General features: G+C 73.1%; 9 protein-coding genes. 5 read left to right on the plus strand and 4 right to left on the minus strand.

Annotation, left to right across the window (positions count from 1 at the left end; all coding sequences use genetic code 11):
• Window positions 1–118: 118 nt before the first annotated feature.
• From secA2 to GA0070608_RS26680, 4 genes are all read right to left on the minus strand, one after another.
• A complete protein-coding gene (secA2, locus tag GA0070608_RS26665; protein WP_091636240.1) occupies window positions 119–2410 on the minus strand; it encodes an accessory Sec system translocase SecA2 in 2292 nt (763 codons plus the stop codon).
• 97 nt (window positions 2411–2507) lie between these two features.
• Entirely contained in the window at window positions 2508–4379 is a 1872-nt protein-coding gene (locus tag GA0070608_RS26670; RefSeq protein ID WP_091631235.1) for an ABC transporter ATP-binding protein, read from the minus strand.
• A 95-nt stretch (window positions 4380–4474) separates the two neighbouring features.
• Window positions 4475–5563 (minus strand): zinc-dependent alcohol dehydrogenase, encoded by a 1089-nt coding sequence (locus GA0070608_RS26675; RefSeq protein WP_091631237.1) that lies wholly within the window; start codon window positions 5561–5563, stop codon window positions 4475–4477.
• Entirely contained in the window at window positions 5556–6563 is a 1008-nt protein-coding gene (locus tag GA0070608_RS26680) for a Gfo/Idh/MocA family protein (RefSeq protein WP_091631239.1), read from the minus strand. The genes GA0070608_RS26675 and GA0070608_RS26680 overlap by 8 nt, the downstream gene beginning before the upstream one ends.
• Before the next feature lie 224 nt (window positions 6564–6787).
• Here GA0070608_RS26680 and GA0070608_RS26685 point away from each other — a divergent pair, with 224 nt between their 5' ends.
• From GA0070608_RS26685 to ctaD, 5 genes are all read left to right on the plus strand, one after another.
• Window positions 6788–7771: a glucosyl-3-phosphoglycerate synthase gene (locus GA0070608_RS26685; RefSeq protein WP_245716151.1), complete on the plus strand. Its 984-nt coding sequence runs from the start codon at window positions 6788–6790 to the stop codon at window positions 7769–7771.
• A 73-nt stretch (window positions 7772–7844) separates the two neighbouring features.
• On the plus strand, window positions 7845–9002 hold the full coding sequence (locus GA0070608_RS26690) for a glycosyltransferase (RefSeq protein WP_091631244.1): 1158 nt from the start codon (window positions 7845–7847) through the stop codon (window positions 9000–9002).
• Between the two features lie 93 nt (window positions 9003–9095).
• Complete coding sequence (locus GA0070608_RS26695; protein WP_245715958.1) at window positions 9096–9560, plus strand: DUF4383 domain-containing protein; 465 nt, start codon at window positions 9096–9098, stop codon at window positions 9558–9560.
• A 93-nt stretch (window positions 9561–9653) separates the two neighbouring features.
• Entirely contained in the window at window positions 9654–10382 is a 729-nt protein-coding gene (locus GA0070608_RS26700) for an ATP-binding protein (protein ID WP_091631250.1), read from the plus strand.
• Between the two features lie 107 nt (window positions 10383–10489).
• Window positions 10490–12493 (plus strand): aa3-type cytochrome oxidase subunit I, encoded by a 2004-nt coding sequence (gene ctaD, locus GA0070608_RS26705; RefSeq protein ID WP_091631252.1) that lies wholly within the window; start codon window positions 10490–10492, stop codon window positions 12491–12493.
• Window positions 12494–12588 lie beyond the last annotated feature (95 nt).

The raw sequence follows: 12588 nt of genomic DNA on the forward strand, positions 1-12588 counted from the left end.
TCGTCTGGTTTCTCCCCCGACTCTTCGGACCCGGCCTTCTACCCTCGCAAACCCGGGTCGAAACGGCGCAAAAAGGGGCCTCTTCCGGGCCCGAAGGCACCGGAAGAGGCCCGCAGCGTCAGCGCGACGCGGAGCTGAGCCGCCGTCCCACCGAGGCGATCAACCGGTCCAGCTCCGAGCCGAACGGGTTGTCGTGCACGAGGTACGTCCAGGTCGCGCTCGGGCGAACCAGCTTCGCCTCGTCCGGCTCCCAGTCCTCCTCGAACTCCGTCTCCTCGAAGGTGTCGAGGGTCCGCCGCTCGATCTCCGGAATCAGGTTGTTGAACGCCGGCACCGCCGCCCGGTGGAACTCGTCCAGCGGGTCGAGCCGGCCGAGCGCGCGCAGGTGCACGCCCTCGCGCACCTCGGAGAGCTCCGCGAGGTGCTCCGCCCAGAGCCGGTCGAGGTGGAAGAGGGCGATCCACCGGGCGGCCCGGGCGAGCAGGTCCTCGTCCATGTCGCCGGCTTTCTCCGGCATCCGGTCCAGCAGCATCAGCGCCGCCACGTCGCTGGTCAGCAGCCGCTCGCGGCGCTCGGCGAGGGCCTTGCGCTGCTGCTCGATGACGACGCCGTAGCGCCAGGTGTTGCGGTGGATCTCGTGGTTGACGCCCTCGGCGACCCGCTGGGCGTGCTCCACGGCGTACTCGACCTGGTCGTCGGTGACCAGGCCGTCGGCGTTCATCCGGGGCGAGGCCGGGATGGCGTCGCCGGCGTGCCGGACGACCAGGTCATCCTCCAGGCTGACGAAGAAGACCGACCCGCCCGGGTCGCCCTGCCGACCGGCCCGACCGCGCAGCTGGTCGTCGACGCGCCGACTGTCGTGCCGGCCGCTGCCGATCACGTAGAGACCGTCCAGCTCGGCGACCCGGTCCCGGTCTTCCTGATCGCTGCCGCCGAGCCGGATGTCCACGCCCCGGCCGGCCATCTGGGTGGAGACGGTCACCGCGCCGTACGCGCCGGCCTCGGCGATGATCGTCGCCTCCTCGTCGTCGTTCTTCGCGTTGAGCACCACGCAGGACACTCCGGCGGCGTTCAGGCCGGCGGCCAGCCCCTCGGACTCCTTCACGTCCAGGGTGCCGACCAGCACCGGCCGCCCGCGCTCGTGGTTGCGCTTGATCTCGTCAATCAGCGCCTCCTCCTTCTCCGCGCGGGTGGCGTAGATGCGGTCCGGCTCGTCCTCGCGCACACACGGGGTGTTCGGCGGGATCACCGCCACCTCGAGGCCGAAGAACTCCCGGAGCTGGTCGCCGACCAGCACCGCGGTCGCCGTCATGCCGCACACCTTGGGATAGAGCGCGATGTACGCCTGCACGGCGATGGTGCCGAGCACCTCGCCCTCGGCGGTGGCGTCGAGGCCCTCCTTGGCCTCCACCGCCGCCTGGAGCCCGTCCGGCCAGCGGCGGCGCTGGGCGACCCGGCCCCGCATCTCGTCGATCAGCTCGACGGAGCCGTCCCGGACGATGTAGTCGACGTCGCGGTGCAGCAGGGCGTGTGCGTGCAGCGCCACGTTCACCGCGGACAGCTGCGCGACGTGCTCCTCGTCGTACAGGTCGATGCCGAGCTTCGCCTCGACGGCGGCCAGGCCGGCGGCGGTGAAGGCGACGCTGCGGCCGTCCTCGGCGACCGTGTAGTGCTTGCCCTTGCGCAGGCCCCGCACCTGCGCGGCGGCGGCGTGCACCGGGTCCTGCTCGCCGGTGACCGCGCCGGCGAGGACCATCGGCACCCGGGCCTCGTCGATGAGGATCGAGTCGGCCTCGTCGACGATCGCGGTGCGCAGCGGCGGCTGCACCCGGTCCTCCACGTCGGTGACGAGCTGGTCGCGCAGATAGTCGAAGCCGGCCTCGCTCACCGAGACGTAGGTGACGTCGCAGGCGTACGCGTCGCGCCGCTCCTGCGGGGTGGACGCCTCGTTGACCCAGCCGACGGTCAGGCCGAGCAGGGTGTAGACCGGCTCCATCCAGAGGGCGTCGCGCCGGGCCAGGTAGTCGTTGACGGTGAGCACGTGCACCGGGCCGTTGCCCATCCGGACGTGCCCGTACGCGGCGATGGTCGCGGTGAGCGTCTTGCCCTCACCGGTGGCCATCTCGGCGACCTTGCCCGAGAGCAGCGCCATCGCGCCGAGCAGCTGCACGTCGTACGGCCGCTGGTCGAGGCCGCGGCGGGCGGCCTCGCGGCCGACCGCGCAGATCTCCTCGTAGCCCGTGGCCTTGCCGGCGGCTTCGATCAGCTCGGCGTCGTCGAACGCCGACAGCTCATCCTCGCGCGCCTCGACGGCCGGCAGCAGCTTCTCCAACGGCGCCAGGTCGACCGTCGTCCCCGGGCGCTGGAGGAACCGGCGGAACCTGCTCTTCAAGCGTTGCGACACACCCATGAGCGGCAACGGTACGCGACCGGGCCCGGCGTTGGCGGCCCGCCCGGCGCGCCGCCGCGCGGGTGTCGCCGCCGGGCCGGTCAGGGGCATGCACCGCTCAGGTCACCAGAAGCTGGTGGGTGGCCAGCTCACGGTAGAGCGGGCTGGTTCCGGTCAGCTCGTCGTGGGTGCCGGTGGCCGCCACCCGGCCGCCGTCGAGCACCACGATCTGGTCGGCGTCGACGACGGTGGAGAGGCGGTGCGCCACGATCAGCAGGGTGCGCCGGGCGGCCACCGCGTCGATGGCCCGGCGCAGCGCGGCCTCGTTGCGGGCGTCGAGGTTGCTGGTCGGCTCGTCGAGCAGCAGCACCGGTGGGCCGGCCAGCAGGGCGCGGGCGATCGCCAGCCGCTGCCGCTCGCCGCCGGAGAGCAGCACCCCGCCCTCGCCGACCTGCACGTCCAGCCCCTCCGGGGCGCGCTCGGCGAGGTGGCCGAGGTTGACCTCGTCAAGGACCGCGCGCAGCCGGGCCTCGGCGGCCTGCGGCGCGCTGATCAGGAGGTTCTCCCGCAGCGTGCCGGCCAGCACGGGCGCGGACTGCTCGACGTAGCCGATCCGGGCCCGCAGCGCGTCGCGGGGCAGGTCCCGCACGTCGACCCCGTCCAGCCGCAACGCGCCGTCGGTGACCTCGTAGAAGCGCTCGACCAGCGCCAGCAGCGTGGACTTGCCGGCGCCCGACGGGCCGACCAGGGCGGTCCGGGTGCCGGCCGGCACGGTGAAGCTGACCTCGCGCAGCACCGGCGGGCCGCCCGGGTAGCCGAAGCCCACCCGGTCGAACTCGACGGACGCCGGGCCGCCGCCGGCCGGTGCCCGGGCCGGGGCGGGCGCCGGCCGGTCGGCCGCCTCCTCGACCGGTACGGCGAGCACCTCCTCGATCCGTTGGAGCGCGCCCAGGCCGGTCTGCAACTGGGTGTAGGCGTGCACCGCCTGCCCGAGCGGAAGCACCAGGAAGAACAGGAACATGATGAAAGCGACGAGGTCGCCGACGGTGATCGCGCCAGCCGCCACCCGCGCCCCGCCCACCCCGAGGACCAGCAGGAACGCCCCCTGGATGGTGACGCTGCTGGCCGGCCCGACGAACGCCTGCACCCGGGCCACCCGCAGCCCCGCCGCGTACGCCTGGGTGGCGCTGACGCCGATCGCGTCGGCCTCGCGCCGCTCCGCCCGGGCCGCGCGGATCGTCCGGGCGGCGGAGATGGCCCGCTCCACCGCCGAGGTCATCTCGCCGACGCGTTCCTGGGCGGCCCGGGCCAGGTCCCGAACCCGGTGGGCGAAGGCGACCGCGATGGCGATGCCGGCGGCCACCCCGAGCAGGGTCACCCCGAACAGCACCGGGTCGAGCAGGACCATCGCACCCGCCGCGCCGAGCACCATCACGGCGCCGGTGACCACCTCGAACAGGCCGGAGGTGACCACCGCGCGCAGCAGGGTGGTGTCCGAGCCGACCCGGGACAGCAGGTCGCCCGTGCGGCGGCGGTCGTACTCGGCGATCGGCAGCCGCAGCAGGTGCCCGGCCAGCCGCCGCCGGGTGCCCAGCACGACCCCCTCCGCGGTGCGTTGCAGCAGGTAGTCCCGCAACCCGCCGAGCGCCGCGGCCACCAGCACCAGGGCGACCAGCGCCGCCACCAGCCCGGCCACTCCTCGGCGGCCGGAGAGCCCGTCCAGCACCGAGCGGGTGAGCAGTGGCTGCGCCAGCGAGGCCGCCGCACCGGCCAGCGACAGCGCGCCCACCACGGCCAGGGTGCCGCGGTGGGCGCGCAGGTACGGCAGCAGGGCGACGAGACCGACCCGCCGACTGTCGCCGCTCCCGCCGGAACCACCGGCGCCGGTGTGCTCTGCGGCGGTCGTGGCGGAACCGTCGACGGCGGTCGTGACGGAACCGGCGGTGGCGGCGGAGTCGGCGGCGGCCAGGACGGGAGCGTCGGCGGTCATGGCGGGAACGGTATCGGGCGGCGGCACGCGTGTCCGGCGCGCTGGCCGGGCGACCCCGCCTGGGCCGTGCCGCCCGGTGGCCGGACGCGCGCCCCTCAGACGGCCAGCACCACCTGGAGTTCCTGGCGGCGCCGCTCGGCGAGGTCGGTCAGCAGCGTCGGCGCCTCCTCGAACGGCACCACCGCCGAGACCAGCTGCTTGCGGATCACGTCCCCGTACGCACGCAGCAGGTCGATGGTCTCGGCGGAGAGCCGCTCCCGGTCCCAGGTGGGGGCGAGCCCGCGCGGCACCCGGCCGATCTGCGCGCAGCGCAGCGACAGGCCGTTGTGGTGGAACTCCTCGCCGAACCGGACGGCGTCCGCGCCGGCCTGGTAGAAGGCCAGGTCGACCACCGTGCCCTGGGGGCGCAGCAGGCGCAGCGCGAGTTGCAGCGCCCACGCCTGCCCCCGGCACTGGAACACCACGTCGGCGCCCCGGTCACCGGGGCCGTGCGCCCAGCGGGTCTTCAGCACCACCGCCGGGTCGTCGGCCTCCGGGTCGAGGGCCTGTAGGCCCAGCGCCTCGGCGACGGCCCGCCGCTGCGGGGTCGGGTCGAGCACCACCACCGAGGCGGCCCCGTGGCGCTTGGCGAACAGTGCGGTGAGCAGGGCCACCACCCCGCTGCCGACGACCGCGACCCGGCGACCCCGCACCCCGTCGCCGAGGGACCGCACGTCGGCGCCGTGCAGGTCGGCGGCGGCGTGCAGCACCCCGTTGGCGCAGATCGGCCCCATGTGCGCGACGTATACGCCGAGCAGCGGGTCGAGGTCCTCGGGCAGCGGCACGAACCGTTCGGCGACCGGGTCGGCGACCCAGCCGGTGCGGTGGCCGTACGTCATCGCGCCGACGGTGCCCACGGCGACGGCCGGGGTACGGCTCTCCACCACCCGGGCGACCTGCATGTAGCCCAGCCGGTTCACCGGGAACGGGGTGCTCGCCGAGCCCGGCTGGAAGAGCCCGAGGTCGGCGTTCCAGGTGACGTTCAGGTAGGGGTTGGTGCCCTTGACGTAGCTCAGCTCGGTGCCCGCGGAGACTCCGCTGAACAGCGTCTCGACCCGGAACGTGCCGTCGGTCAGCGCGGCGGCGTCCTGCTCGACCAGTTCCACCCGCCCCGGGCCGCTGACCACCACCACCTTGTCACGCATCGACGGTCACCCCCGTGGTGAGCGGCGCGGCGGTGGGCGTGTCCAGGCGTACCGGCCGGCCGGTGCGGGCGGAGTCGGCGACCGCGAGGGCGAGCCGCTGGGTGCCGAGGGCCTCGGCGTACGGGACGCGGACGTCGTCGCCGACACCCCGCACCGCGTCGACGAAGGCCCGGTCCACGGCCACCCGGGCGGCCTCCGGGTCGGCGTCGAAGCGGCGCTCCCCGTCGGCGTCGCGCACCACCAGGCCGTCCTCGGTCAGCGACAGGGCCAGCCCGTCGGCGAGGATCTCCAGCCCGGCACGGTGCTTCCAGCCGAGCACGCAGGCGGCGGTGAGCGTGCCGACCGCGCCACCGGCGAAGCGCAGTGTGGCGGTGGTCACCGAGTCGATGTCGGCGCCGTCGACCGGCGGCGGGGTGCCGTTGCCGTACGCGGTGACCTCGGTGGCCTCGCCGACCAGGAACCGGACCAGGTCCAGCACGTGGGCGGCCTGCTCGACGACCGGGCCGCCGGAGCGGTCCCGCCGCGACCACCACGCGACCGGGGGCACCTTGTCCCACCACGCGCCGCTGACCATCCGTACCGGACGGTCGCCGAGCAGCTCCCGGGCCTGCCGCACCACCGGCAGGTAGCGCCAGTGGTGCCCGACGCCGGTGAGCAGCCCCCGCCGGGCCACCAGGTCGGCGATCCGCTCGGCGGTCGCCAGGTCGACGGCGACCGGCTTCTCCACGAACATCGGCACCCCGGCCGCGACGACCGCCTCCTCCGCCGGCCCGTGCGCGAACGGCGGCACGCAGACGTAGACCGCGTCCGGGCCGGCGGCCAGCAGCTCGTCGACGTCGCCGAAGGTCCGGGCGCCGTGCGCGCCCGCCAGTTCCGCCGCGGCCTCGGGCAGCACGTCGGTCACCCCGACCAGCTCCACGTCCGCGAAGCCGCCCAACACCCGGGCGTGGCGTTGCGCCACCCCGCCGGCCCCTACCAGTCCCACCCGGCACCTGCGCATGAAAAGCCCTTTCGCCACAGTTTCGCGTCCGGCGACAGCACTCCCCCCGGGTACGAGCAGTCAAACGTTCACCAGGGCGGAACCCGGCCACGTCACCGCCGTGATCAAGCTGTTAGGCATGCTGCGGTTAGCGCGAGCGCGGTAGTGGGAAAAACAGGGAAGGTTTTTCCGCCACGATCATGGGGGTGCCTGTGCGGGATACGGAGAAGACGGTCTCACCGGTGGTGGAGGCCTGGGCCACCTACCGCACCACGTCGGCGGACGACTGGCCGGCGCGGCGGCTGATGCGCGCCAAGGGGGACAGCAGGGTCAGCGTGGTCCTGCCGGCCCACAACGAGGAGGCGACGGTCGGCGCCATCGTGTCGACGGTCCGGGAGCACCTGATGGAGCGGGTGGCCCTGGTCGACGAGCTGATCGTGGTGGACTCCCGGTCGACCGACCGCACCGCCCAGGTGGCCCGCGCCGCCGGCGCGGAGGTGGTCAGCCAGGACGCGATGACCCGGGGTCTGCCCCGGCTGACCGGCAAGGGGGACGCCCTCTGGGCAGGGCTGGCCGCAGCCGACGGCGACATCGTGGCATTCGTCGACGCCGACCTGCGCGAGTTCCGCCCGCACTTCGTGACCGGGCTGATCGGCCCGCTGCTGACCGATCCCTCGGTGGATTTCGTGAAGGGCTTCTACCACCGCCCGCTGGTCGGGGTGTCCAGCGTGGAGGCCGATGGCGGCGGGCGGGTGACCGAGCTGATGGCCCGGCCGATGCTGAACCTGTTCTGGCCGGAGCTGGCGGGCTTCGTGCAGCCCCTCGCCGGTGAGTACGCCGGCCGCCGGGAGGTGCTGGAGCGGGTGCCGTTCGTCTCCGGCTACGGGGTCGAGACGGCGATGCTGATCGACCTGCTCGAGCTGGTCGGGTTGGACGCGCTGGCCCAGGTGGACCTGGGCGAGCGCAAGCACCGCCACCAGGACACCGCCGCGTTGGGCCGGATGTCGGCGCAGATCATGCTCACCGCCTGGTCGCGGTTGCAGCGGCGCGGCTGGGCGGCACCGGGCGCGATGCCCGCCGCCCTGCTGACCCAGTTCCGGCGCGGCGGCTCCGACGCCCTGCCGAACCTGGACCGGGAGATCGTCGTCAACGACGTCTCCGTCGAGGAACGGCCGCCCCTGGCGGAGCTGCGCCACCGCATCCCCCGCCGACGGGTCGCCGCGGCATGAGCGCGCGACCTCTGATGACCGCAGGTGACCGGGCGCGGACGGCCCAGGGCCCCGCCGAGGGAAGGAACCCCAGATGAGCCTCACCGTCCTGATGAACGCCGGTCCGTGGCTGTCCGTGCCGCCGCCCGGCTACGGCGGCATCGAGAACGTGATCGCGACGCTGGTGCCGGAGCTGCGCCGGCTCGGCGTACGGGTGGTGCTCGCCTCGGTCGACAGCAGCACCCTGCCGGTCGACGAGAAGTTCTCGGTCTTCCCCGACGGGCAGTTCCACGCCCTGCAACGGCCGTACAACCAGGTCTGCGGCATCTCCCAGGCGCACCTGTCCGGAGTCGTGCGCGTGCTGCACTCCCGCGACGACATCGACCTGGTGCACGACCACGTGGAGGCCGTCGGCCTAGCCACGCTCGCCGCGATGGGCCCCGACGCCCCGCCGGCGCTGCACACGCTGCACTGGGACCTGGCCAAGCACCCGGAGCTCTACGGCAACCTCGACGGCGGCGACCGAGTCCGGGTCAGCGGGGTCTCCGCCTCGCAGCTGGCCCGCGCGCCCCGGGCGTTGCGGGAGCACTCGGTGGGGCATGTGCACCTGTCCACGCCGCTCGCCGTCGGTGCGGACCGCCGGCCCCGGGCGGACAAGGGCGACCATCTGATCACCCTGGGCCGGATCAACCCGGGCAAGGGTCAGGACGTGGGCGCGCGCCTCGCCCACCAGGTGGGGGTGCCGCTGGTGCTCGCCGGTCCCGTCGGCCCGTACCACCGGCCGGAGGACCTGGCCGCCGCCGGGGACGAGGCCCGGCAGAACCCGGACGTCCGGTTCTTCTACGACGAGGTGGCGCCGCACGTCGACGGCGACCTGGTCCGCTGGGTGGGCACGGTGGCCGGGCAGGAACGCGACGACCTGGTGGCCGGTGCCCGTGCCTCGCTGTTCCCGCTGCGCTGGGAGGAGCCGGGCGGCACGGCGGTGGTCGAGTCGCTGGCCCTGGGCACGCCGGTGGTCGCCACCGCCCGGGGCTGCCTGCCCGAGCTGATCGAGAACGGCCGCACCGGCCTGCTCACCACGGACGAGGACGAGCTGGGCGATCTGCTGCTGGCCGCCGGCCTGCTGGACCCGGACGAGTGCCGACGCGAGGCCGCGCTCCGCTTCACCCCCGCCGTGATGGCGGAGAGGTACGTGGACCTCTACGAGCGGGTCCGCCAGCTCGCCGCCACGCCGCGCCTGCAACCGGCCTGACCGGGGTTCGCGATCTGCCCGGCGGCGGAGTTTGGCGGTCGGATGTGCGGGAAGGCGGAACCGCTCGACTTCCCGCACAGTGAGGAGACGGCGGTGACCGGTCCCACGGCGCACTCCCGCGCCCGGCACAACCCGGCCGACGGCAAGGCGCCCGTGAAGCGCGCCGCCACCACCGTGGCGGTGGTCTTCCTCGTTGTCGGCGTGCTCGGCTTCGTGCCGGGCGTCACCAGCGACTTCTACGACCTGCGCTTCGCCGGGCACGACTCGGACGCCAAACTGTTCGGGCTGTTCCAGGTCTCGGTCCTGCACAACATCGTCCACCTGCTCTTCGGGGTGGCCGGGCTGGTGCTGGGCCGCACCGTCACGGGCGCGCGGACGTACCTGGTCGGCGGCGGCGCGATCTACCTGGTGCTCTGGCTCTACGGTCTGGTGATCGACCACGACAGCACGGCGAACTTCATCCCGGTCAACAACGCCGACAACTGGCTGCACCTGTTCCTCGGCCTGGGCATGATCGCGCTCGGCATCCTGACCACCCGGGGCCGCCCCCGCCGGTGACGCGCCGTGGCGGGTGGGTTCCGGGGCGCCGGTTTGGTCCTTCGCGGGGGCGGGTAGTTCGCAGGTCCCCGACGACGCGAGACGAGGACGCACATGCCGAGCCGGATCACCTGCGAGGTGCGAGACGGGGCACCCGTTACCGTCGTACGCCTTCGTGGCGGTCTGGACCTCGGCACCATGCGCACGGTGCACACCGCGTTGGACGGCTGCCTCGCCGACCAGCCCGACGCCCTCGTGGTGGACCTCACCGACGTCACCGTCCGTGATCCGCTCGCCCTCTCGGTCTTCGCCGCCACCGCCCGCCGGGCCGCCGGCTGGCCGGCGGTACCCGTCGTGCTCTGCGCCCCGCCGCCCGAGGCGGCGGGTTGGCTGGCGCAGTCGACCGCCTGCCGGGTGGTGCCCGTACGCCGCGACTGCGCCGAGGCGACCCGGGTGGCGAACGCGGCGGCGGCGCCCCGGCTGCGGGCCAGGCTCGAACCGGTCGCGGAGGCCTGCCGGCGGGCGCGGGAGCTGGTCACCGACGCGTGCGCCCGGTGGCACCTGCCGGAGGCCGTCGGCCCGGCGTCGCTGGTGCTCAGCGAGCTGGTCGGCAACGTGGTCCGGCACGCCGGCACGCCGATGCGGGTGACGCTCACCCTGCGCCGGCCCTACCTGCACCTGACGGTGACCGACGGCAGCCGGACGGCGGTCCGGACCGGCTCCCCCGACCCGCGGGCCGAGGGCGGCCGTGGGCTGATGCTCGTCCGCGAGCTGGCCCAGCGGTGGGGCAGCGTGCCCGTCGGCGACGGGAAGGTCGTCTGGGCGATCTTGCCCGCGAATTGACTGAATTTACCACTCTCGCCTGAATAACCGCTGTCGCCTGGTTTCATGGGCTGTGGGGCGGGTAGCCGCGCCGTCCTATCTGTCGTCATGGCGGGGTGAGAAGTCACATGCCCAAGCGGGTAACCACGGAACCTGCACACGACCGGGGGCCGGCGATCCTGGCGCCGGCCCGCTTCGGCGGCTTTCCCGGGCCGCTGCGCGAGGCACTCCCCGGCAGCAAACTGACCCGGTTCCTGGCCACCACCGACCACAAGCAGATCGGCCTGCTCTACCTGCTGACGTCGTTCGTCTTCTTCCTGGTCGGCGGGATCGAGGCGATGCTGATGCGGGCCGAACTTGCCCGGCCCGGCCTGCAGTTCCTCTCGGCCGAGCAGTACAACCAGCTCTTCACCTCGCACGGCGCGGTGATGCTGCTGCTGTTCGCCACCCCGGCGGCGTTCGGGTTCGCCAACTACATCGTGCCGATCCAGATCGGCGCCCCGGACGTCTCGTTCCCCCGGCTCAACGCCCTCGCCTACTGGCTCTACCTGTTCGGCGGCCTGATGGTGATCGGCGGGTTCCTCACCCCCAACGGTTCCGCCGACTTCGGCTGGACCGCCTACTCGCCGCTGAGCGACCAGGCCCACTCGCCCGGGGTGGGCGCCAACATGTGGGTGATCGGCCTGGTCGTGTCGGGGCTGGGCACCATCCTCGGCGCGGTCAACCTGATCACCACGATCCTCACCCTGCGCGCTCCCGGCATGACCATGTTCCGGATGCCGATCTTCACCTGGAACATGCTCTTCACCAGCGTGCTGGTGATCCTGGTGTTCCCGCTGCTCGCCGCCGCGCTCCTGGCGCTCGCCGCGGACCGGTTGCTCAACGCCCACGTGTACGACGCGACCACCGGCGGGCCGATGCTGTGGCAGCACCTGTTCTGGTTCTTCGGGCATCCCGAGGTCTACATCATCGCGATACCGTTCTTCGGCATCATCACCGAGATCATTCCGGTCTTCTCCCGCAAGCCGATCTTCGGTTACACCGGCCTGGTGCTGGCCACCATCGCGATCACCGTGCTGTCGATGACCGTGTGGGCGCACCACATGTTCACCACCGGCCAGGTGCTGCTGCCGTTCTTCAGCATCCTGAGCTACCTGATCGCGGTGCCCACCGGGGTCAAGTTCTTCAACTGGATCGGCACCATGTGGAAGGGGCAGATCACCTTCGAGACGCCGATGCTCTTCGCGATCGGCTTCCTGGTCACCTTCCTCTTCGGCGGCCTCACCGGGGTGCTGCTGGCCAGTCCGCCAGCGGACTGGCACACCCACGACACCTACTTCGTCGTCGGGCACTTCCACTACGTGCTGTTCGGCACGGTGGTCTTCGCGCTCTTCGGCGGCTTCTACTTCTGGTGGCCCAAGATGACCGGGCGGCTGCTCGACGACCGGCTCGGCAAGGCCCACTTCTGGACGATGTTCATCGGCTTCCACGGCACCTTCCTCGTGCAGCACTGGCTCGGCAACGAGGGCTTCCCCCGCCGGTACGCCGACTACCTGCCGAACGACGGGTTCACGGCGCTGAACACGTTCTCCACGATCTTCTCCTTCGTGCTGGGCGCGTCCACGCTGTTCTTCATGTGGAACGCCTGGAAGTCCTGGCGCTACGGGGCGATGGTGACGGTCGACGACCCGTGGGGCTTCGGCAACTCGCTGGAGTGGGCGACGTCCTGCCCGCCGCCGCTGCGCAACTTCGACCGGATGCCCCGCATCCGCTCCGAGCGGCCCGCGTTCGACCTCAAGTACGGTCCACTCGTCTCCGACCTCGGCCGGGACCTGCCCCAGCGCGCCACCAAACCGCCGCAGGACTTCCGCGACGAGTTGCACCGCGACCGGCGCCAGCCCGAGTCGCCGTCCCTGGAAGGGGCGCACGGCGCGCGCGAGGCGTCCGCGTACCAGCCGGCTCCGCAGTCCGGGGCCCGACCGGTGGACGTCCCCGAGCCGGACGAAATCCGTCGGCCCAGCTTCGAGCAGACCGACGAACCGGAGGAGACCCACCCCGGCGCCGAGCCGGAGCAGCGGGAGAACGACCGCTGGCGGCACCCGCGCGGGCCCGGCGACACCCCGGAGCACTGAGCGGACGTACGCGCGGAGGTGCCGGCACCCACGTGGGTGCCGGCATCTCCGCCGACGTGGTTCGGCCCCTACGGACCTGACGTGGTTGACGCCCC

It is taken from the genome of Micromonospora peucetia (assembly GCF_900091625.1).
GTDB lineage: Bacteria > Actinomycetota > Actinomycetes > Mycobacteriales > Micromonosporaceae > Micromonospora > Micromonospora peucetia.

Excerpts from the sequence above, each read along its gene's own strand:
- secA2 (WP_091636240.1), bottom strand. The coding sequence starts at position 2,410 with ATGGGTGTGTCGCAACGCTTGAAGAGCAGGTTCCGCCGGTTCCTCCAG.
- GA0070608_RS26670 (WP_091631235.1), bottom strand. The coding sequence starts at position 4,379 with ATGACCGCCGACGCTCCCGTCCTGGCCGCCGCCGACTCCGCCGCCACC.
- GA0070608_RS26675 (WP_091631237.1), bottom strand. The coding sequence starts at position 5,563 with ATGCGTGACAAGGTGGTGGTGGTCAGCGGCCCGGGGCGGGTGGAACTG.
- GA0070608_RS26680 (WP_091631239.1), bottom strand. The coding sequence starts at position 6,563 with ATGCGCAGGTGCCGGGTGGGACTGGTAGGGGCCGGCGGGGTGGCGCAA.
- GA0070608_RS26690 (WP_091631244.1), top strand. The coding sequence starts at position 7,845 with ATGAGCCTCACCGTCCTGATGAACGCCGGTCCGTGGCTGTCCGTGCCG.
- GA0070608_RS26700 (WP_091631250.1), top strand. The coding sequence starts at position 9,654 with ATGCCGAGCCGGATCACCTGCGAGGTGCGAGACGGGGCACCCGTTACC.
- ctaD (WP_091631252.1), top strand. The coding sequence starts at position 10,490 with ATGCCCAAGCGGGTAACCACGGAACCTGCACACGACCGGGGGCCGGCG.